The 22402-nt window shown below is 45.8% G+C and carries 12 protein-coding genes; 9 read left to right on the top strand and 3 right to left on the bottom strand.

Annotated features, from left to right (window positions below; translation table 11 throughout):
- Nucleotides 1-168: 168 nt before the first annotated feature.
- Nucleotides 169-3354 (bottom strand): methyl-accepting chemotaxis protein, encoded by a 3186-nt coding sequence (locus Q7J41_RS17715; protein ID WP_304889769.1) that lies wholly within the window; start codon nucleotides 3352-3354, stop codon nucleotides 169-171.
- A 430-nt stretch (nucleotides 3355-3784) separates the two neighbouring features.
- Between Q7J41_RS17715 and Q7J41_RS17710 the strand changes: the two genes are divergently transcribed.
- From Q7J41_RS17710 to Q7J41_RS17670, 9 genes are all read left to right on the top strand, one after another.
- Entirely contained in the window at nucleotides 3785-4906 is a 1122-nt protein-coding gene (locus Q7J41_RS17710; protein WP_304889768.1) for an ABC transporter substrate-binding protein, read from the top strand.
- 3 nt (nucleotides 4907-4909) lie between these two features.
- Nucleotides 4910-7258 (top strand): EAL domain-containing protein, encoded by a 2349-nt coding sequence (locus Q7J41_RS17705; RefSeq protein ID WP_304889767.1) that lies wholly within the window; start codon nucleotides 4910-4912, stop codon nucleotides 7256-7258.
- Between the two features lie 92 nt (nucleotides 7259-7350).
- Nucleotides 7351-8355: a 4-hydroxythreonine-4-phosphate dehydrogenase PdxA gene (gene pdxA / locus Q7J41_RS17700; protein ID WP_304889766.1), complete on the top strand. Its 1005-nt coding sequence runs from the start codon at nucleotides 7351-7353 to the stop codon at nucleotides 8353-8355.
- Nucleotides 8356-8652: 297 nt separating this feature from the next.
- Nucleotides 8653-11523 carry a methyl-accepting chemotaxis protein gene (locus Q7J41_RS17695; RefSeq protein WP_304889765.1) on the top strand — a complete coding sequence of 957 codons (2871 nt, stop codon included), beginning with the start codon at nucleotides 8653-8655 and terminating at the stop codon, nucleotides 11521-11523.
- 145 nt (nucleotides 11524-11668) lie between these two features.
- Nucleotides 11669-14818, top strand: a complete 3150-nt coding sequence (locus tag Q7J41_RS17690) for an EAL domain-containing protein (RefSeq protein WP_304889764.1) — start codon at nucleotides 11669-11671, stop codon at nucleotides 14816-14818.
- Nucleotides 14819-14861: 43 nt separating this feature from the next.
- Nucleotides 14862-17939, top strand: a complete 3078-nt coding sequence (locus Q7J41_RS17685) for an EAL domain-containing protein (protein WP_304889763.1) — start codon at nucleotides 14862-14864, stop codon at nucleotides 17937-17939.
- A gap of 264 nt (nucleotides 17940-18203) precedes the next feature.
- The gene (locus Q7J41_RS17680; RefSeq protein WP_304889762.1) at nucleotides 18204-18845 is read left to right on the top strand and encodes an ABC transporter permease; all 642 of its coding nucleotides are present in this window, start codon (nucleotides 18204-18206) and stop codon (nucleotides 18843-18845) included.
- Nucleotides 18842-19726 carry a glycine betaine ABC transporter substrate-binding protein gene (locus Q7J41_RS17675; RefSeq protein WP_304889761.1) on the top strand — a complete coding sequence of 295 codons (885 nt, stop codon included), beginning with the start codon at nucleotides 18842-18844 and terminating at the stop codon, nucleotides 19724-19726. Before Q7J41_RS17680 ends, Q7J41_RS17675 begins: the two co-directional genes overlap by 4 nt.
- Before the next feature lie 4 nt (nucleotides 19727-19730).
- Nucleotides 19731-20687, top strand: a complete 957-nt coding sequence (locus Q7J41_RS17670) for an ABC transporter ATP-binding protein (protein WP_304889760.1) — start codon at nucleotides 19731-19733, stop codon at nucleotides 20685-20687.
- Nucleotides 20688-20784: 97 nt separating this feature from the next.
- On the opposite strand, the gene Q7J41_RS17665 is transcribed toward Q7J41_RS17670, so the two are convergent.
- A complete protein-coding gene (locus Q7J41_RS17665; RefSeq protein WP_304889759.1) occupies nucleotides 20785-21999 on the bottom strand; it encodes a cation:proton antiporter in 1215 nt (404 codons plus the stop codon).
- Complete coding sequence (locus Q7J41_RS17660; RefSeq protein ID WP_304889758.1) at nucleotides 21989-22342, bottom strand: P-II family nitrogen regulator; 354 nt, start codon at nucleotides 22340-22342, stop codon at nucleotides 21989-21991. Before Q7J41_RS17660 ends, Q7J41_RS17665 begins: the two co-directional genes overlap by 11 nt.
- Nucleotides 22343-22402: the final 60 nt, after the last annotated feature.

Raw genomic sequence — 22402 nt, 5'->3', positions numbered from 1 at the left:
CCAACTCCGACCTTCGAAATAAAAGGTCAAACAAAATGTATTTAATGCGGACAGCGTGTAGGAATATTAGCTTATATCATGGATAAAGCTAGTAGATACGGGTGTTTTGTAAGGGAACGGAATAGGCCGTTCCACACAAATACCTTTCTAAATGGTACTTTTGTGGAATTAATATTTATCCATGTCCATATCACCTAGGTCGATATTTGGTTCAGGCGCTGGTTTGTTATTTTTTTCCAATTTTTTTTGGGGGGCTGCTGAAGCAGTATTAGCTTTGCTTTTACTTCGGAGTTTAAAGGTATCAACCAGTTGTTTAAGCAGTTCGGCCTGACCGGAAAGCTCTTCGCTGGCGGCAGCGCTTTCTTCGGCGGTGGCAGAGTTTTGCTGAACTACCTGGGCGACCTGCTCGACGCCAGTATCAATTTGGGCAATGCCTGAAGCCTGTTCGTTGGAAGCCACGGCAATATTGCCAACCAGGGTGGTGACCTTTTCGATGCCGGCGACAATGTCATCCAGAGCAGCAGCGGTATCATCAGCAATTTTAGTTCCTTCCTGAACATTGTCGATGGAGCCTTCAATTAAGGCAGTGGTCTCTTTGGCGGCCTCGGCACTCCGGGCTGCCAGGTTCCGAACTTCCTCGGCAACAACAGCAAAGCCTTTGCCATGCTGACCGGCGCGGGCAGCTTCGACGGCGGCATTGAGCGCCAGAATATTGGTCTGGAAGGCGATGTCATCAATCACCTTGATAATTTTAGAAATATCGTTGGATGACTGGTTGATGGATACCATTGAATTCTGCATCTGTGACATTTGGGCATTGCCTTTGGCGGCGTGATCTTTAACCATATCGGCTAATTCTCTGGCTTTATTGGCATCTACGGCATTGTTTTTGGTTTGATCAGCAATTTCGGCGATGGAGGCAGTGAGTTCCTGAACCGAGCTGGCCTGTTCGGTAGAACCCTGAGCCAGGGATTGACTTCCCGCTGACACTTGGCCAGAACCGGAGGCCACCTGTTCGGAAGCCACATTAATGTCGCCCATGACATCATTCAGGGAATCGATGATCACATTAATAGCATTGGAGATGGTGATGAAATCACCACGGAAGGCGCGGGCATGGTCAATATCCAGATTGCCCTGGGACAATTGTTCAATTTTCTCGGTAATTTCACTGACTACGACTTCCAAGCGGCTGGCGGTGGTGTTAACTGTTTTTTTGAGGGCATCAATATCACCTTTATAATCACCGCTAATCCGTGTCTTGAGATCGCCGTTTGAGATGGCATCCATCACAACCATTACCTCACCCAGCGGCTTATTGATTTCGTCCAAAATGGCATTCATGCCACCGACAAGTTCTTCCCAGGCACCATTAAATTTACTGGCATCGGCGCGGGTCTGGAGATTTCCGTCAATCACCGCATTGGTGATCATCGAGGCGCCATCAATCATGTCGCCGATCGATGCTTTTACAGCGGATAGATTCTTGCTGATTTCGTTGAACTGAACGCTGACTTCGGTGGTATATTCGTCAGCTTCACTGATATTCATATCAAAGTCGAGATTTCCATCGGCCAGACGCATCAGATTATCACCCAGGCGGGAAACTTCAGCATGGGTATAATCGCTGACCCGAATAATTGGAGTTAAATCAGTGACGATTTCGACGAAGCCAATGTTCTCGCCTTTTTTATTTTTGAGGTAAGCAGTATCCTGCTTGTTGTTTCGTCCCACCCATTCAAAGTAGGAGTCAGCTAAGCCCTGATCGACCAGCCGACGGATGCCACAACCTTCGGTCTGGCAAATGTTAGCCCCGGCATTGTAGCAATCCATGCCACAGGCGGAAACCCGATCTTTGATGACACCGTTTTTGATCATCAGAGCTTCAAAGGAATGATTCATAAAGGTCCACTTCATATCCATGTCAGTGACGTGAACCGGGAAGGGGATCCCATCAATAATGGCTTCGTACCAGAACATGTTGTCGACGACCGTATCCAGGGTCTGGTTGACGCCGGAAATAACTTTGGCATACTCGCCGGCGTGTTTACTGACCTCGGCCCGTTTGGTAAAATCGCCGCGAATGGCTGAATCGGATAGCATAATGGTATCGGAAACCAGGCTGCCAATGGCACTTTTAATGGAAACCATACTGTTGCCGAGGACATCATTTTCCGACTTGGGCTGGATATTGATCGATAAATCCCCCAGCGCCATATTTTGGGCAGCTTCGGCCTGATCCCGGATATTTTCGGCCATGTTGACAAAGGACTTGGTTAGCTCGCCGATTTCATCGGATTTGGCGTCATCGGCGATGGTATAGTCAATATCAACCTCACCCAGAGCAAGATGATCGGCAGCCTCAGCCAGTTTGGTAATCGGTCGGATAAAGCTGCGGGTGGAAATAACGATGAGTCCGACGATGACCAAAAGACCGAGGCCAAAGATGACCAGCATCATCGTCTGAATGGTAGCAAATGATTGGTTGAATTCCGCCATCGGCAGTCCGGTGGCCAGCACCCAGCCGGAATCTCCGATCTCGGTGACATAGCCCTGGCTTTCAGTGTCAGCAGATGAATAGGAAATCGGGCCGGTAGTTTTATCGGTCAGGGCAGCGATAATATTTTCGGAGAGATCGGTATCGCTAAGTGGACCGTTGTTAAAGTCGGGATTGGGATGATCAAAGACGATGCCACTGTTGGTCGAGACAACGAAGAAGCCGGTTTCACCAATTTTATTTTCGGCAATGATTTCTTTGATCCGATCAATCGATACGTCCACACAGGTGGCGCCGATCAAGTCCTTGGTGCCCGGTTTAAAGACCGGTGCAACCACGCTCACAATAATTTGATTAGTGACAACGTCTAAATAGGGTTCGGAGATGAAGACCTCTTTTTTGGCTACTAATTCCTTAAACCAGGGTCGTGAATTAATATCATAGGTGCCATCGGATGAGGCTCCGTCGGACTGGGTGAACTGACTGGAATCGACATCGGCAACCCAGGCTACCCGGATATTTTCGGGATCGGTGGCAACCACATTGTCGAGAGCCTGTTTGATTTCCGGGAAATTCGCGGTTGAGGTGATCCCGGTTCCCGGGGTGACTTGATTAAATAGGTTCTGAATTTCGGGATTGGTGGACATTTGGTTGGCGGCCTCCAGATACCTCGTGAAATAACTATCTATTTCATTGGAAACCGATTGGGAGCGAGCCGACAGCTCATTGATAGTAATTTTGGTAATCGCCTGGTTCACAACATACAGGGAAACCCCGGCCACAATCGCAAAAATAAGGGCGACGGGCAAGCCGATGGACAGCAACATTTTGAAGAGTAAACCTTTTTTCTTATTCATTTCATTTCTCCTTTGACTCATCATGATTGATGATGAATTTGATTGTCGACTTGGACAGGGCTAGTGCAGGATCAATTTCGCTAAAACCGAGAATGAGATGCACGTTATTTATTAGGCCTTATACACCCGATTTTTACCCTGCAATTACAAAAATAAACAGATAATCAGATGCGAATAAATAAAAATTATAATATGAGATTTTAACAAGCGAAATGGCTTTAATATATTGAATGTAAAATTCAGGATAAAGGCACTTTATTGGTTGTATTTCTTTTTAAAACAGACTAAGATAGGTTAAAGAAAGTGTCCATAAATAATCGATGAATAATTTCATTAAATATTGGGTATATTGGTATAAAATGATTTTAAATTCAGTTCGCTAGAATCTTCACGTGCCCAAATACTAAACCCTGGAAAGGAGGCGTTGGCCATGAACCAAAAGAGAATATATTCAGGTCTGATTCTGTCCATCATGATAGTTTTGACCCTCACTTCCTGTATTCAACAGAAGCCGGTCACCATTGGTTTTGTTGCCAGTCTCACCGGAAGTACATCAGAGTTGGGCGTTAATGGTCGCAATGGTCTGATGATGGCGGTGGAAGAAATTAATACCACGGGCGGTATTAATGGCAAATTGGTGGAGGTTGTGGTTAAGGATGACCAAAATGATCCGGACACCGGGCTGGCTGTTGATCGGGAGCTATACGAAGACGGCATTTCATTTATCATCGGTCACATGACCAGCAGTATGGCAAAACTGAGTCTGCCCTTTGTCAACGAAAACAAGCTGTTGATGATCAGTCCAACGATGAGTTCGTATGAATTGGCTAATCAGGACGATCATTTTATCACGGTGGTATCTTCTAATGATATTGAAGCGGATTTTATCGCCGAGAGCATCCTTAAAAATGGCGGGAAAAATATCGCAGTTATCTATGAATCCCAAAATCGATCATACACAGAAACTATCAAAGCTTTTATTGCTTCAGAACTGTCTGTAAATGGTGGTGGTATTATTTATGAAGAAGCCTTTCAATCCGGAGATAACCCTGCTTATCTGGAGATATCAAACCGGGTAATAAATGCAAAGCCCGATTCCATTGTTATTTTGGCCGCCAGTTTTGATGGGGCGATGTTTTGTCAGCAGTTTTACAAATCCGGCAATCAAGTGCCCATTTATCTGCCGCTCTGGGCGATGAATAATGATTTGATCTTGCAGGGTGGCGATTCGGTGGAAGGGGTTTATATCCCCAGTTTACTTGATCGAGAGTCGCAGAAACCGGAATACCTGGCTTTTGAAAAGGCTTATCTTGATAAGTACAGTGCTGAACCGACCTTTGCAGCGACCTACTCCTATGAATCAGCGATGATCCTGTTTGACACACTGAAAAAGGCAAACAGTTATGATCCCGATATAATCAAAAAAGCCATTATCGATAAAGGTCTTTTTCAGGGACTGCAAGGTGGTATTACCATTGATGAATGGGGAGATGCCAGCAGAAGCCTATATTTATATAGTATCAAGAATGGTGAATTTAAAAAGGTGGAATAGATAATGAAGCGAATAAAAAAGCTGCGAGATTTTATCCTGATCAACAATATGCTTTCCATTGCCATCCCGCTGATTCTCGTGGGCCTTATAGTAACGCCTTTGATCTATAATTATCTCATCAAAGATATGCATGAAAAAAACACCATAATTGCGGCTACCATTGCCAATCGGATGACAGATTTTATGGATGAATCATTTCAATTTCTGTATCAGTTAAGCGGTCTTCTGGAAACGGGTATTCTAAAGGATGATCCGGCGGTTATGACTGGTTTGAATGCGATGCTTGAAGGTTCTGATTCAGTCGAGGGATTTGAAGTTCTTGATGCTAATGGGATTGTCAAAGTCAACGCACCTCAAAACACGAATATTCTGGGGGTCAATCGTTCCAGTCAGCCATTTTTCAGCGAGACAAAATCTACCGGTAAACCCTTTGTATCGTCTTCTTTTATTTCTCAACAAACCGGCCAGCCTACCGTTACGATTGCCATCCCGCATGGCGAAGGAGTGCTGGTGGCCTACTTGAACTTGGAAGAAATCAGTATGCTTTCTTTTAATCTGATTAAAACATTTGGGGATGAGGTAACGGTCGCCATCACCGATGACAACGGCGTATTTATTTCGCATCAGGATATCAACAAGGTTTATCAGCGGGAAATTGAAGCTAATTTTCAATCAATCCACCAGAAATCAGAGACAGGAGACAAGAATCCGACCTTCACCTATGAAGGAAAAACAGCGATGGTCAGTCATGTCAACGTCGACAATGCCAATTGGCAGGTCTTTGTCTATCAATCCTATGATTCAATTCTTGTTGCGCTAAGATCTTTTTTAGGGATGATGCTCCTATTTACCTGTTTACTAGTCTTATTCTCCCGGATTATTGCCCGGTTGGTTTTTAAAGACATTAACCATTCGTTTGGTGAGCTGAATCAGCAGACAAAAGAAATTGCCGCTGGGGATTACCACCCAATTAATACCGACAATCGCTTTGACGAATTTAATCGGCTCACTGAAAATTTTAATGGCATGGTAGCTAGTGTCAAGGAACGGGATGAAGCCTTAAAGAATCTGGCTTATTACGACGCTCAGACCGGACTACCCAATGCCGCTTATTTATTGGAGAACCTAAATCAATTGATTGTCGATAGTCACGGTAAAATTGCCGTAATCTGTTTTGACATTCATAATTTCAAGCGAATCAACGATACCTTTGGACCATCCTTTGGGGACAAGATCCTGGAGATGATGGGAGGCCGGTTGCTGGCGCTTAAATGCTCACATGGATTTGTTGCCCGAATCAACGGCTCCAATTTTATCCGGGTGCTGACGGATCTTGAGAAACCCGAAGATGCCCTGACCGAGATTGAAAAGTTACGGGCGGTTTTTAACCAGGCCATGACCTTCAATGAGAATAATGTTTATCTCCGTTTTCACGTCGGCATTGCGCTCTATCCCGATGATGCCCGGGAGGTCGAAGAATTACTTCAATATGCCAACACGGCGGCAGATATGGCTAAACAACGGGGGCGATCCCAGTATGCTTTTTTTGAGAACACCATGAAGCAGAACCTGCTACGAAATATGATGCTGGAGAACTCCCTGCGATCAGCCCTTGATAACAATGAGTTTTTTCTTCATTACCAACCTCAAATCGAAGTCGAAAATAAAAAAATCCGGGGGTTTGAAGCGCTGATCCGCTGGGATCATCCGCAATTGGGGCTAGTATCGCCGTTGGACTTTATCCATATTGCCGAATCTACCGGCCAGATTGTTCCGATTGGCGCCTGGGTATTGGAAACCGCCTGCCGCCAAATCGTAAAAATCAATCATAAAATGGGCACTGATATTATGATTTCAGTTAATGTTTCCCCGGTCCAACTGAGTCATGAACATTTTCCGCAAATGGTTGAAGAGACCCTCAAACGATGTGGACTTGAACCGAATTTGCTGGAACTAGAAATTACCGAGAATCTGTTTATCCATTCCTTTGAAGAGGCCATTAAAATTTTCAATCGACTTAAGACGATTGGCATCCGTATGTCACTGGATGATTTTGGCACCGGCTATTCGTCACTGGCTTATTTAAAGAATTTGCCCATTGATACCTTAAAAATCGACCAGGCCTTTACCCGGGATCTGTTGATTAAGAAATCCAATGAGCATTTAATGGAGTCCATCATTATGATGGCTCATACTCTTCATATGGATGTAATTGTCGAAGGGGTTGAAGAATTAGAACAACTAGATTGTTTAAAAACCTATCACTGTGATCACGTTCAGGGCTATTATTTCAGCCGTCCCATTGGGGAGTCGCATCTGGAAGGATTGCTGAATGAGTTGAAAAAAGGCTGATCTTAGAACTCGGACGTAAAGAAAAAGCATGAAAAATTAGACCAAACAGAAAACGCCGGGTATATTGTGAAATCGGCGATAAGGAGAACAATATGAATAAACCAATACTGGCAATTCCGATTGGCGATGCCGCCGGCATCGGCCCGGAAATAACGGTGAAAGCTTTGACCGACAGTGCTGTGCACGACATGGCGCGACTGGTGGTGGTGGGGGATCGGAAGGTGCTTCAAAAAGCGATGGATTTTTCAAACATTAAGCTGGCCATCAATTGCATCAATGATCCCCAGGATGGAAACTTTGCGCCTGGGGTACTTAATCTCATTGACCTGGATAATATTGAAATGGATCTATTGAAAATGGGCGTGGTTCAGGCGATGACGGGAAAGGCGTCCTATCAATATATCGAAGCAGCGACCCGGCTCTGTCTCGATAAAAAAGCTGACGTATTGACCACCACTTGCATCAACAAGGAATCTCTGAAAGCCGCAAAGGTTCCCTTTATCGGACACACCGAAATTATCGGGGCATTAACCCGAACTAAAAATCCCCTGACGATGTTTCAGGTTCATAATCTCAGGGTGTTCTTTCTGAGCCGCCATGTTTCGCTGCGACAGGCCTGTGAACTGGTCACAAAGGATAATATCTCAGCCTTTATTGATCAGAGTGTGGCAGCACTGAATATTCTGGGGGTGAAAAATCCCCATCTTGCCATTGCCGGTCTTAACCCTCACAGTGGCGAACATGGCCTTTTTGGCAGGGAAGAGATCGATGCCGTGATGCCCGCCGTGGCGGCGGCTCGAAAGCGCGGTATCGATGTTGATGGTCCGATTGGAGCCGACAGTGTTTTTCATTTTGCCTTAAAAGGTAAATATGATGCGGTCTTATCGCTTTATCATGATCAGGGTCATATCGCCACCAAAATGGTTGACTTCGAAAAGACCATTTCCATTACCATCGGCATGCCGATCCTGCGAACCTCGGTGGATCATGGGACGGCGCTGGATATTGCCGGGAAGGGTATTGCCAGCCCGGTGAGCTTAATTGAAGCGATTCGGCTGGGGGCGGAGTATGCCCCTTTTTTCGATCAAGTTCGGTAAGAACGGCCGGAGATCGATGTTCGGTGAGAAGTCAGATAATGGTCTTTTAACATAAAATTTAGCAATTGACTAATATCTTACAGAATAGTATAATTATTCCTGCTACTGTTTTATAATTAACAAAAAACGAGATCAAGTTAAGTCTGGTTCGTTAAACAGCGAGAACGGATCCTAAGCCTTCGCAATTGACTTTATTTCGTTCTTTTTTTATGCCAAAATGTAGCGGACACTTGCCGTCAAATTTAGATTTGCAAATTAGCAACATCGATATTGATAAAGAATCAGAAGGAGAAAAACATGCAATGGATGTATAACATGAAAATTGGTGCGAAACTACTGGTTAGTTTCATTATTATTGCCTTGATTACCGGGATAGTTGGAGCTGTCGGGTATGTCAATGTGCAAAAACTTGAAGACTCAAACATCATTCTCTACGAAAAAATGACCCTGCCAATTGCTGCGGTCGGGCAGATCTCCACATCCTATCAGGAGATGCAAGTCATTGTCAGAGATATGATTGTTACGAATGATCCGGCCTCAATTTTGTCACATGCCGATCAGGTCGGCGTTCGCAATCAGGAAATCGATGAGGCAGCGGCGGCTTTTCAGGAGACCCTGATTGATCCCGAGATGCAGGCGATTTTTGAAGAATTTGTGGTATCTCGAAAGAGTCTGGCAACCGAATTAGAAAAGGTGAAAGCGCTGGCTCTTGAAAATAAGGATGCTGAAGCCTTTGCACTGCTGGCGGATGAAGGTTCCTATGGAAAAGCTGCTTCCGTAGAAATGGCTGCCATCAATAAACTGGTGCCGATGAAGCTGGAGGAAGCGCAGGTTTTTGAAGAACTTGACGTAACTACAGCCAGTACCGCAAAGAACACCATGATTATTGTTACCTTGATCTCATTTGCCGTGGCAATAGCCTTTGGTTTGATCTTGCGTTCATTGATCAGCAAGCCTCTGCAACAGGCAACCCAGATGAGCAAAGAAATGAATATGGGCCATTTTACGATGCGATTGAAGATGAAACGTAAGGATGAAATTGGCGAAATGGCCGAGGCGATGGACTCCTTCTCGGATGCCATCCAGAACGTTGTGATTGGAACCATGAATCAGCTTGCCAGCGGAGACGTCAGTGCGAATATCGAACCCAGAGATGATCAGGACGAATTGGCACCAGCCATCAAGTCGACCATTGAAACCATTCGCACACTCATTGATGAAGCGACGATGCTGGCACTGGCGGCTATCCAGGGTCAATGGGAGACCCGCGGTGATGCCGGAAAGTTTCGTGGCGGATATAAAGAAATTGTTGAAGGGGTCAACGCTACCCTGGATACAGTGGTTGACAAAATGGTCTGGTACGAAGCCATTATTGATGCGGTACCATTCCCGATCCACGTTACTGATAATGACATGAAATGGATCTTTATGAACAAGTCTTTCGAAACGATGATGATCGCCAATGGGGTCATCACTGATCGGGCTTCCGGCTGTGGGATGGATTGTTACAATGCCGGAGCGAGTATCTGTCAGACTGACGGCTGCGGGATCCGACGACTGGTCGATCAGGGACTAGCAGAGAGTTATTTTGACTGGTATGGTCGCAACTATAAACAGGACACGGCCTACCTCAAAGATGCCAAAGGTGAAAATGTCGGTTTTGTCGAAGTCGTCTCAGATTTAACGCCGATGATTCGGGTCAGTGACTATACCAAAAATGAAGTGATGCGACTGGGTAATAACCTGATCCAATTATCAGAAGGCGATTTGACCTTTGATTTAGAGATTGGCGCAGCCGATGAATACACCTCTGAAGTCAGTGCTCAATTCAACGAAATCAGAAACAGCCTGGAAGCGGTGCAAACTTCGGTTGAAAATCTGATTAATGATGCCAATATGCTGGCACAAGCTGGTATTGAAGGGCAACTGGATACGAGGGCTGATGCCAGTCGACATCAAGGTGATTTTGCTAAAATTGTTAATGGGGTAAATGCGACCCTGGATGCTGTGGTCGCTCCAGTCCAGGAAGCTTCTGCGACACTCAATGAGTTGGCAAAAGGAAATTTAAATACTGGAATGACTGGCTATTATAATGGCGATTACTCAGAAATCAAAGCGGCGATGAATAATACCGTTGCCTTCTTGAAACGCTATGTGGATGAAATCACCCAGACATTGGAACAAATGGGTCAGGGGAATTTGGATCAGGAGATCACCTCCGAGTATTTGGGAGACTTCCAGGCCATCAAGATCGCCTTGAATGATATCACCACCACCCTCAGCACGACCATGGCCGAAATCAATGACGCGGCAGGACAGGTTGAAGCCGGAGCGGTACAAATATCCGATGGCGGCCAGGCACTGTCCCAGGGAACGACCGAACAGGCTAGCTCGATTCAGGAACTGAACGCCTCCATTGAAGAAGTGGCCGGAGAAACCAAGAAAAATGCCATGCGCGCCAATGAAGCCAATCAACGGGCTCAGGAGGTTCGCGGTAATGCTGAGGTTGGCAACGTCCAAATGACAGAAATGGTGACAGCTATGGTGGATATCAACGAGTCCTCTAAAAACATTTCCCGGATTATCAAAGTCATTGACGACATCGCCTTTCAGACCAATATTCTGGCGCCCAATGCAGCGGTAGAAGCCGCCCGAGCCGGCCAGCATGGTAAAGGTTTTGCTGTGGTTGCCGAAGAAGTTCGGAGCCTGGCCGCCCGCAGTGCCGAGGCCGCCAAGGAAACTACCGGTCTGATTGAAGGCTCCATCGACAAGGTTGAAACGGGAACAAAAATAGCTGACCAAACGGCGGAAAGCTTAAAAGAAATTCTCAGCGAAATTGAAAAGGTCACCGGACTGGTAGGCGATATTGCCCAGGCATCCAATGAACAAGCATCAGAAATCGCCCAGATTACTCAGGGAATCGAACAGGTATCAACCGTGGTTCAAACCAATTCTGCCACGGCCGAAGAAAGTGCTGCCGCCAGCGAAGAACTCACTGGTCAAGCGGAAATGCTCAAGCAGATGGTCGGAGCCTTCCAGCTTAAGTCTGCTGCGAATAAATCAAAACGAATCAATGCTGCAATTCCCCCAAAAACGATAATGGTAGATAATACCCCAGCACCGCAACCAAAAATTGTTTTGGATGACATGGAAATGGATAAATACTGACATTAACCCAAAAATAAGCAGAATAAAAAATGATTGAAATGGCCTCCTCATTGAGGGGGCCATATTTTTATCCAATTGATTATCGCGTCGCAAAATAGTATAATGTTAAGTACTAGCATTGATCAATTATCGTCGAGGAGGACAAATGACACTTCAAAATATCATATCCATGACATTCTATCTTACATTTGTCGTCTATGTTATTTTTGGAACCTATAGTTTAACCGTCAACATTAAATCGAGACTCAATCGGGTGTTTGCCTGTCTCTGTTTTTGCTTTGCCTTGTGGGGATTTACATTTGCGGCCATCAATTCTTCACTCACCAGCGAAGAAGCGCTTTTATGGCGGCGCATGTCAGTACTTGGCTGGGGAGTGGTTTACAGTATCATGCTTCATTTTAGTATTGTCCTGATGGAATCCAGTTGGAGTCAAAAACAAAAAAAAACGCTGTTGACGTCATTGCTTTATCTGCCTGCGGTAATTAACGTCATCGTCTTTTTTATTTATAGTATGCCTGAAAATGGACATGTTCAAATGATCTATTCCCCGGCAGGTTGGATCACAACAACGGATGTGATCTGGTATGACCGGATGTTTTTAGGTTATTATCTGAGTTTTTCCCTGGCATCGATGATAGTAATTGTCCAATGGTATCGGCAAACGGATAGCGCAATTAACCGAAAAAAAGCGCTGGCAATTCTTTCATCCTTTCTGGTGGCTTTGGTGTTGGGAACTCTGACCGATATTATAACCGTTAGTTACTCAAACGTTCAGCTACCGTCTTTGGCGCCGCTGATTATCATGATACCGGTGGTTACAATTTATTGTATCATCCGTAAGTATGGTTTGATGCTGTCTCCCCAGAATATAAATGAATCACAACCAGAAGGAATAATTCTCAGTACGCTCAGCCGCACGAGGCTTTTGAAATATGTCAGTATCGTAATGATTGTCGGGAGTATTCTGAATTTCTATGACCGGATCAGAGCTGGTGAAAATAGTATAACCGGGCTATTATTAAGTTTTACGCTGGTATTGATGGGAGCCGTTGTTGTGGGCATTCCCTATCTCTTTAAGTCCATCAAAGTTCAGGAGACGGTCCTGGGGCTTTTTCTGGGAATCCTGATGCCGGTTGTGATGCTGGCCTATTTCAACACGGATTTCATCAACATTATCTGGCCGGTTCCGATATTTTTTATGATGATTACGGTTATTTTTAATAATAAAAACATTTTTTTGGTGCTAGGTGCTTTAAGTCTGCTGATGGAAGTGATTCTATGGATATTGATGCCAGATTTATGGCTGATGGTTGATCAGAAGTTTTATTTTTACCGACTGCTGTTCTACATAATCGGGATTGGAATGACGGCCATCATCACCCAGATTTATGTTTTGCGATTACAGGAAAATAGTAAACAGGATGCCTTTCAGAAAATGATTTCACAATTGTCGTCAGATTTTGTAACCATGAATCGCACCAATTTTGATGAAAAGATCAATCAATTACTTAAAAAAAGCGGCAATTTTACCAGAACCGATCGGGTTTATATCGGGCGGTTTTCGCAGGATGGAAAAAAGCTGTTTTTTACCCATGAATGGCTCAAAGAAGGAATAACACCCCTGATCGGTGATACCGAAAATAACGTGGCAACGACACTTGCCTGGAGTATCGGGCAGCTTCTAAATAATGATATTGTTTATATTCCCAGTGCGAATCAGCTTCCGGTAACGGCTGATGAGGAACGACAATGGCTAAAAAAGCAAAAAGTTCGATCCCAGATACTCGTTCCGATTCAGAGTAATCACAGTATCATCGGTCTGATCGGATTTGATGAGATGCATGGGAGCAAGGCTTTACGGGTCATCGACCAGGATTGGCTTAGAGTGCTGGCCAATCTTCTGGCGGATGCCATTGCGAAGGTGGAAACCGAACATGACATGAATTATCTGGCCTATTATGATCCCCTCACGGGGATCCCCAATCGGGTTTTGTTTTATCGACGATTGGAGCAGGCTATTGACCTGGCCAGAGAAACCGGGAAAAACCTGGGGGTGATCTTTATCGATCTGGACGGTTTTAAGGAAGTGAACGATACCCTGGGTCATGACTGGGGCGATCAGCTACTGAGTCGGATTGGGAAGCGGCTTACTGATTGCCTTGGTGAAGCTGATCTGGTCGGTCGGTTTGGCGGTGATGAGTTTCTGATTATGGTTCCCCAGATTTCACATCATCTGGAGCTGGAAAAAATGGCCGGGCAGGTCATGTCAATATTTCATCGCCCGATGCTGGTGGCTGAACAGGAACTGTATATTTCCGGAAGTGGTGGGATTGCTGTTTACCCCAAAGATGGGGAAAATGTCAATAGCCTGATTAAGAATGCTGATCTAGCGATGTACGCCGCAAAAAAAAGCGGAAAAGGCCGAATTTCATACTGCTCAGGCGTTATGAAAGAGGCGGTTCAGGAAAAGATGACCCTGACCAACAGCCTTCATCGAGCCCTGGAAGAGCAGGAGCTGTTTCTCCATTATCAACCCCAGGTATCAGCTATTACCCATGAGATAAGCGGTTTTGAAGCGCTGCTGCGGTGGCAACATCCGGAACGGGGTGTCATTTCTCCAGAAGTATTCATACCCCTGGCTGAACAAAGCGGATTAATCAGCAGCATTGGCGAATGGGTGCTGAAAACTGCCTGTGCCCAGAACAAGATCTGGCAGGATCAAGGATACAAGCCGGTGCGGATGGGCGTTAATCTGTCGGTGGAACAATTTCGCAGTTCCAATCTGGAGCGTATTATCCGCAACTGTCTGGATGCTACCGGGCTGGAACCACAGTATCTGGAACTGGAAATCACCGAGGGGATTGCCATGAAGACCTCCCAATATGTGGTTAGGCAGCTGGAGGCATTAAAAAAATTGGGCGTGACCATCAGCATCGATGACTTTGGCACGGCCTTTTCTTCGCTGCGCCGGTTAAAAGATCTGCCGGTGGATCGACTAAAGATCGACAAACAGTTTATCTGGGGGATCGGCGAGAATCCCCGGGATGAAGCGGTTATATCGGTGATGATCCATCTGGCTCGGGAGCTGGGCTTGGAAGTTACTGCCGAAGGGGTGGAAACAGCTGCGCAGTTAGCATTTCTAAAGGTGGAGGCTTGCGATGAGATCCAGGGGTTTTATTTCTCGAAGCCGGTTTCTGCCGCTGCCATCAAAGAGGACATTTATCAGAACCAATTTTCCAGGATAAAAAATAATTCCCGGTGCGTAGAAGCACTGGCTGGTGGAGTTCTTTCATAAAACAAAGATAAACTTTAGGATTACGATTGTTAAGGGGATAAAAATGCTGCAAAATCAAATATCAATGCTATTCTATTTAATTTTTATCCTGTATAGCAGTCTGGGATTCTTTTGTCTGTTTCTCAATAAAAAAGAGCGACTCAATCAAGTGTTTTTCTGGTTATGTATGAGCTACGCCATCTGGTCCTTTGCTTTTGCCATTTCTAACTCGCTGAGTGATGTCCAGAGTGTGCTGATCTGGCGCCGGATTGCGGCCTTGGGCTGGGGAATCGCCTTCAGTTTTATGCTGCATTTTATGCTTGTGCTAACCGAAAAGCAGGAACTACTCCGTTCCCCGAAAATACGAGTAGCCATCTATCTGCCGGCGGCCATCACCATTACTGTTTTTTCGCTGTTTCCTGATCTGGCCAATGCCCAATATAATCTGGTTCAGACCCCGGCTGGCTGGGGAAATATTCCCAGCAACAATTTTTGGGATAGCTTCTATAACCTTTACTATCTGAGCTTTTCGCTGATTACACTGGGAGGGTTGTTTAAATGGTATCGCACATCTGCGGATCGACAAAAGCAGCAGCAGGCTTTCTGGCTACTACTGGCATTTTCCGTGTCGATTGCTTTGGGCACGGGATCAGAAATGTTGGCAAACAACATGCTGGCCTATAAAATTCCCTCCATTGCGCCCATTATTATTCTCATTCCGGTACTGGCATTTGGCTATGATATCAAAAAGTATAAACTGATGGCTCCAGAAACGGCAACAAAAAAAGTAAAGATCAGTGAAATTCTCAGTAGCGATGCGCACTTAGCGCTATTCCGAGGTATCGCAATTATATTAGTTATCATCAGCGTCTTAAATCTCGGTCACTTCTTTTTGCACCCAACTGTATTATGGCGAGTGATGTTAGTCAGTACCATTAATCTGGCTCTGGGTCTCGGTATTTACAGTCTGCCCTTCTCCGGTTTATCAACGACAAGCCAGGATCAGATTATGACGATGCTGATGGCAGTTGCCATTCCCTTGGCGCTCTTTAAACCGCTGGATAATCTAGCCAATACGGTGTGGGCGGTGCCACTAATTTTTATGATGACCACCATTATTTTTAGACGCCAGAAAATGTTTGTTATTTTTGCATTGGTAATGCTTATTTCGGGTTCGATCATCTGCTTATGGAAACCGGGTCAGTGGTCACATATTGGGACGGCAGATTATTTGGCCAGATTTTTCATCTGCATTGTTGCCATTCACCTGGCGGGCTATACCAATCGCATTTATATTGCCAGACTCAAAGAAAATGATCGACAGATTGGTTTTCAAAAGATGATTTCTCAGGTGACTACCCATTTTGTTTCGGTATCCGCCAGCAACTTTGACGAAAAGGTTCAGGATCTGTTAAAAACAAGCGGGGAATTTACCAATTCGGATCGCACCTATGTGGGGATGTTTTCTGAAGACAAGGGTGAATTTTGTTACATCGATGAGTGGTTAGCTGGAGTCAATTTGCCGTCTGTGCAAAAGACCGTAAAGATTCCCCAATCTGCTTTCCCATGGTGTGTCAAACAGCTTTTGAACAATCAGCTTGTTTATCTGGAATCAATTGACAAATTGCCTGATGAAGCGATAGACGAAAAAGAAAAATTGCGAGAGTATCAGATATCGGCGCTGATACTGATCCCCATTCAAAGCAGAGAAAAGATCATCGGGTTTCTGGGATTTGACCAGATTCAGAAAAAAAAATACTGGCGGATGGATGACCCGGAACTGCTCTGCGTACTGGCCAATATTCTGGCCGATGCCATCGTCAAGATTGAAAACGAAAAAGAAATGCATAACCGGGCTTATTATGATAGCCTGACCGGCTTGCCTAACCGGATGCTGTTTCATAACCGGCTGGAGAAGTCGATTGAAGCAGCGAAAGCCGATGGCAAGCAGCTTGGGGTGATCTTTGTGGATATTGATGGATTTAAGGAAGTCAATGATACCATGGGGCATGACTGGGGTGATCATCTACTAAAACACATCGGCATGCGTTTGTCGGAAAATCTCAGACATAGTGATTCAATGGCGCGGTTTGGCGGGGATGAGTTCCTGATTCTGGTGTCGCAGTTAACCGATAAATGCGAACTGGCGGAGGTAGCAAAACAATTAATGTCGGTCTTTCATCAGCCGGTAAGCCTTGGTGAACAGGAATTTTATATTTCCGGAAGCGGTGGAATCGCAGTTTTCCCGGAAGATGGGGACACCGTCCAGTCGCTGATCAAACATGCCGATCTGGCGATGTATGACGCCAAAAGAAAAGGTAAGAGCCAGGTTGTTTTTTGTTCGGAAGCCATGAAAAAGGATGTCCGGGAGAAAATGATCCTGACCAACAGTTTGCATCGAGCGCTGGAGCGACAGGAGCTATACCTGCACTACCAGCCCAAAGTTGAGATCGAAAGACTGACAGTGGTTGGCTGTGAAGCCCTGCTCCGCTGGGAACATCCCGAACTGGGAAACGTATTGCCAGAGGTATTTATTCCCTTTGCTGAGCAGAATGGTCTGATGACAGCGATCGGCGAATGGGTGTTGCTGACAGCCTGTGCCCAGAACAAGTCCTGGCAGGATCGCGGCGTTAAACCGCTGCCGGTGTCGGTGAATCTATCGGTGGATCAGTTTCGCAGTGATCTGATCACGGTCGTCAAGAATTGTTTGGAGCAAACCGGTCTGGATCCGGAATATCTGGAACTGGAAATAACCGAAACCATTGCTATGGAGGAGTCACAGGATGTGGTCCAGACTCTTCGCCAGCTGAAAGCCATGGGTGTACGTATCAGCATTGATGATTTCGGCACCGAGTTTTCTTCGTTGAGTCGGATAAAAGACCTGCCGGTCGACAGCATCAAAATCGACCGACCTTTTATTTGCGGAATTGGGGTTCAGCCTAAGGACGAATCAATCATTTCGGTGATGATCCATCTGGCCAAAAAGCTGGGGCTACGGGTCATTGCTGAAGGGGTGGAAACAGAAAGCCAACTCAATTTTCTCAGGGTCCAGAGCTGTGACGAGATTCAGGGATATTACTGCGGCCGACCCGTGTCAGCTGAAGCTTTTGAGAATAAACTAGGGTCCGTTCAGGTGCGATAAACGATAAAGAATTTCTGATTTATTATAGTGATATTCAAAAGGCCTCCACGTGTAAAGCGTGGAGGCCTTTTGCTTTAAGGGTGCAATCTATCATTATTAAAAGCATTCATCAAGGAGATTTCTGATAGGTATTGCTTCAATCCAGCTTTTTGGGGTATTAATGGTATCGTAGCAGCAATTTTATTTATCAGTCAGGTTGGTTACAGCCTTGGTCGATGACTTCAAAGAAATTCAGCAAACAACAGGAAAGTGTCGGTAACGCTCATGAAATTCATAAAAAATTTAGGTGAATTATTTCAGACTAGAAGTGATTTTTTTATCGAACTGCTGCTGCAGCACATCGTGTTGAGCTTAATTGCAATTGTGATTATTACGGTAGTGGGAGTTGCCACCGGGATTATGATTTCCAAATCAAAAAAAGCCGCCAGCGTGGTGATTGGTCTCACCAATGTGCTCTATACCATTCCTTCGATTGCGATGTTTGGTTTTTTTGTATCGATCACTGGCATCGGCAATACCACGGCGATCATCGCTCTGGTGATTTATGGACTGCTACCGGTGATCCGCAATACCTATGTGGGGCTGATCGAGGTGGATGATCAGATTCTGGAGGCGGCCGTGGGGATGGGTAGCACCCCCTGGCAGTTGCTGTCAAAGATTCAGTTTCCCCTGGCGCTGCCGGTGATCATCGCCGGGATCCGCAATATGGTGGTCATGACCATCGCTCTGGCTGGGATTGCTTCCTTTATCGGCGCCGGCGGACTGGGCGTGGCGATTTGGCGGGGCATCACCACGAATTTTGATGAAATGACGGTGACCGGCAGTTTGCTGGTGGCCTTACTGGCCTTTGTGGCCGATGGTTTATTAGGAATTGTAGAAAAAAGATTATTAAGGAGGACAAAATGAAAAAGTGGATGGAGTTAGGATTAATCGTCGTACTGGTTTTTTTAGTGGCCGGTTGTCAAACTGAGAACAAGAAGGTGGTTATTGCCTCAAAACCAATGGCCGAAAGCTATATCATTGCCGAAATGATGGGTCAGCTGATCGAAGCCAATTCTGATATCACGGTGGAGTATAAAATGGGCATTGGCGGCGGTACATCCAATATTCAGCCAGCCATGGAGGCCGGTGATATCGACATGTACCCGGAATATACCGGCACCGGCTGGCTGTTTGTGCTAAAAAATGACCTGGTGACCGATCCGGAAGCGCTTTATGAAGGGGTCAAAAGCCAGTATCAGGAAAAATACAATTTTGTCTGGCTGGATCGCTATGGCTTTAACGACACCTACGCATTGGCAATGGATAAAACCAAAGCCGATAGCATGGGGATTAATACCTTCTCGGATCTGGCCGCCCAGAGTGGCAGTCTGGTGCTGGGATCGGAATATGATTTTTACGAACGGGAAGATGGCTATCCCGGACTGGTTACGGCCTATGGTTTTAATTTCAAGGAAACCAAAGAACTGGATATCGGTCTGAAATATAAGGCCATCGGCGAGGGCCAGGTGGATGTGATCAATAATTTTTCCACTGATGGACTACTGGCCGAATATGATTTAAAGGTGCTAAAAGATGATAAGGGATTCTTCCCGGCCTATGAAGCGGCCACCGTGATCCGTCAGGAAACCCTGGATAAATACCCGGAACTGGAAGCGATTCTTAACCAACTGGCGGGACAGATCAGTGACGAGGAAATGCAGCAGATGAATTATTATGTGGAAAAAGAAAATCGGGATGCTGGCAACGTTGCCGCTGAATTCCTGAAAGCCAAGGGCTTGTTATAATTCGATGATTGAGTTTCGTGATGTCAGCCAGCAGTATGAAGCCGGGAAACCAATTATCCGGCATTTGAGTCTGATCGTTTCACAGGGCGAGTTTGTGGTGTTGATCGGTCCTTCCGGTTGCGGCAAAACGACGCTGCTAAAAATGATGAACGGCCTGATTCAGCCAGACAGCGGAGAAATCCGGATCAAGGGAAAAGAGCTCAAAGAGTGGGATCCGATTACCCTGAAACGCAACATCGGTTATGTCATCCAGCAGGTGGGGTTGTTTCCCCATCTGACCATAGAAAAAAATATTGCTTATGCCCTGGATATTCAAAAAGCCAGCGAAACCGAGAAAAAGCAACGGGCCCGGGAGCTGATCCAGCTGGTTGGCCTAGCGGAAGATTATCTGCCCAAATACCCCAATGAATTAAGTGGTGGCCAGAAGCAGCGGGTCGGTATTGCCCGGGCGCTGGCAGCTGATCCTGAAATTATTTTGATGGACGAGCCCTTGGGCGCAGTAGATCAGATTAATCGGGGGGTGCTCCAGGATGAAATCATCCGGATTTATCAAACCCTTAATAAAACCATTGTCTTTGTCACCCACGACATTGAAGAAGCCATCAAGCTGGGGAGCAAAATTGTGGTGATGAATCAGGGTGAAATCATGGAAGTGGGTTCCCGGGATGCGATTGTTTTTCATAGCAAGAGCCATTTTGCCGATGATTTTATCGGTAACAAGGGCTTTTTATCCTATTTGAATATTGTCAAAATCGAACAAGTGGTTTGTCCCTTTAATGGTAGCACGAACGGCAATGCCGCTGAAAAAGAGATGACCCATTGGGTTAGAGCCGATGATCCGCTGATTGTTGGCATCCGGATCTGTCTGGAAAACGGCGTCAATCAGATTGGCGTCCGGGATGCTACCGGCCGAGTTGTTGGCGCCTTTGATTTGAGTTGTTTATCACGATTGAAGTTTTAAAAAGGCTGTCAGGTCTAAGTAAGTAACACGCTGGTACTGGAAATAAATTAACAATGGCGATACTTCCTATTTAAAAGGAAGCATCGCCATTGCTGTTTTAAGAATGAATTTTTTTAGGGGATATCGGTCTGGTCTCGGGCAGTGTGATTTCTCCAGCTTTAACCAGAGCATACTTGGCGGCAATCGGACCGATCACTGAATAAATGAAGGTAGAACATAAAATAACGACCTGGATCTGTTCAGCATAAAGGGGAACTATTTTAGCAGCAACGACCACCAGCCCTAGTGCGACGCCGGCCTGGGGCATCAGGGTTGGTCCCAGATATTTGCAGATATTTTCGTTCTGATGGCTGATTTTGCCACCAAACCAGGCCCCGGCCATTTTGCCGATAACCCGGACAACCACATAGATGATCCCGATCAGCCCAATCGCTGGCAGGGCGGAAACTTGAAATCCGGCCCCGGAGATGACAAAAAAGACCAAAAAAATTGGTGGGGTAAAGGCATCGGTGGTTTTCATCAAGGCATCGATATGATCGCGGTAAATGTTGACCAGGACACCGCCCAGAGCCATGCAAGCCAGTAATGGGGAACCATGAAGCAAATCAGCGACCCAGTAGGTCAGTAAAATAAAGGCAATGACGATGCAGATTTGATTGGAGGGTTTCTTGAAAAACCGAAAAAACAGTTTCATCAGGATTCCCGCCGCAGCGCCCAGCACAAACGAAATAATGACCTCATAAAAAGGGGCCAGAATCGAGAGGATCAGGCTTGTTTCGACGGTTGAATTCATGGCATTGACGATGGTTGCGGCAAAACCAAAGGCGATCAGAGCTATAGCGTCATCAATCGCAACGACACTCATCAGCATCGAGGTCAGGGGGCCTTTAGCATCATATTGCTTGATCACCATAATGGTTTGAGCTGGAGCGGTGGCGGCCGCAATCGCGCCCAGCATAATCGCAAGTTTGGGATCAAAACCGAAAAACATCAGGACCAGAGTGACCAGGACTACCGCCAGCAGGGCTTCCGCAGTGGCAATCACAATCGGGGCAATCCCAACCTTCCGGAAATAGTTGAGGTCAAACTGACTGCCGATGGAAAAGGCAATGAAACCCAGGGCAATATCTGAGATCACCACAAAACCGTTGACCATATCAATCGAGATGATATTCAGAAAGGAAGGTCCTAAAACCAGTCCGGCAATCAGGTATCCGGTGACATTGGGCATTTTGAATTGTTTGGCCAGTCGTCCCAGCAGGATTCCGGCTAACAACATAATCGCTATTTCAATGATAAGTTTAGCTTCCAATTGAACACAGACCTTTCGCGAAATCGACGGGGATGGTGAAGACAATGCCCGAATCTGGTTCGTCCAGGGGTAAAACAACCGATTCAATGGCCGCAAGGACACTGGGAATTTTTTCATCCTCAATGACGATCAAAATAAGATTACCCTGAGTCACTTCCGGATTCAGAAAAGATCGCAGTGAACTCAGAATGGGAATTTCGTCGGCATCGTGGAGATGGCTGAGATGTCGGGCCATGCCCCGGCTTTCAAGCACCGTGGCACCGCATATTCGTTCGGCCGCCAATGCTGCCAGCAGTGCATCCAGTTTGTCAGGCTGGCTTAGGACATAAACAAGTAACTTCATTGATTTCCTCCTCTTTTGATGGTGATAAAAATTAGTGTTACTATCAGTATAGCACTTAAT

The organism is Acetobacterium sp., from assembly GCF_030652775.1.
Classification (GTDB): domain Bacteria; phylum Bacillota; class Clostridia; order Eubacteriales; family Eubacteriaceae; genus Acetobacterium.
The sequence above is the reverse complement of the archived record's forward strand: the minus strand, read 5'-3'. Positions and strand labels throughout refer to the sequence as shown.

Excerpts from the sequence above, each read along its gene's own strand:
- Q7J41_RS17715 (WP_304889769.1), bottom strand. The coding sequence starts at position 3,354 with ATGAATAAGAAAAAAGGTTTACTCTTCAAAATGTTGCTGTCCATCGGC.
- Q7J41_RS17710 (WP_304889768.1), top strand. The coding sequence starts at position 3,785 with ATGAACCAAAAGAGAATATATTCAGGTCTGATTCTGTCCATCATGATA.
- Q7J41_RS17705 (WP_304889767.1), top strand. The coding sequence starts at position 4,910 with ATGAAGCGAATAAAAAAGCTGCGAGATTTTATCCTGATCAACAATATG.
- pdxA (WP_304889766.1), top strand. The coding sequence starts at position 7,351 with ATGAATAAACCAATACTGGCAATTCCGATTGGCGATGCCGCCGGCATC.
- Q7J41_RS17695 (WP_304889765.1), top strand. The coding sequence starts at position 8,653 with ATGCAATGGATGTATAACATGAAAATTGGTGCGAAACTACTGGTTAGT.
- Q7J41_RS17690 (WP_304889764.1), top strand. The coding sequence starts at position 11,669 with ATGACACTTCAAAATATCATATCCATGACATTCTATCTTACATTTGTC.
- Q7J41_RS17685 (WP_304889763.1), top strand. The coding sequence starts at position 14,862 with ATGCTGCAAAATCAAATATCAATGCTATTCTATTTAATTTTTATCCTG.
- Q7J41_RS17680 (WP_304889762.1), top strand. The coding sequence starts at position 18,204 with ATGAAATTCATAAAAAATTTAGGTGAATTATTTCAGACTAGAAGTGAT.
- Q7J41_RS17675 (WP_304889761.1), top strand. The coding sequence starts at position 18,842 with ATGAAAAAGTGGATGGAGTTAGGATTAATCGTCGTACTGGTTTTTTTA.
- Q7J41_RS17670 (WP_304889760.1), top strand. The coding sequence starts at position 19,731 with ATGATTGAGTTTCGTGATGTCAGCCAGCAGTATGAAGCCGGGAAACCA.
- Q7J41_RS17660 (WP_304889758.1), bottom strand. The coding sequence starts at position 22,342 with ATGAAGTTACTTGTTTATGTCCTAAGCCAGCCTGACAAACTGGATGCA.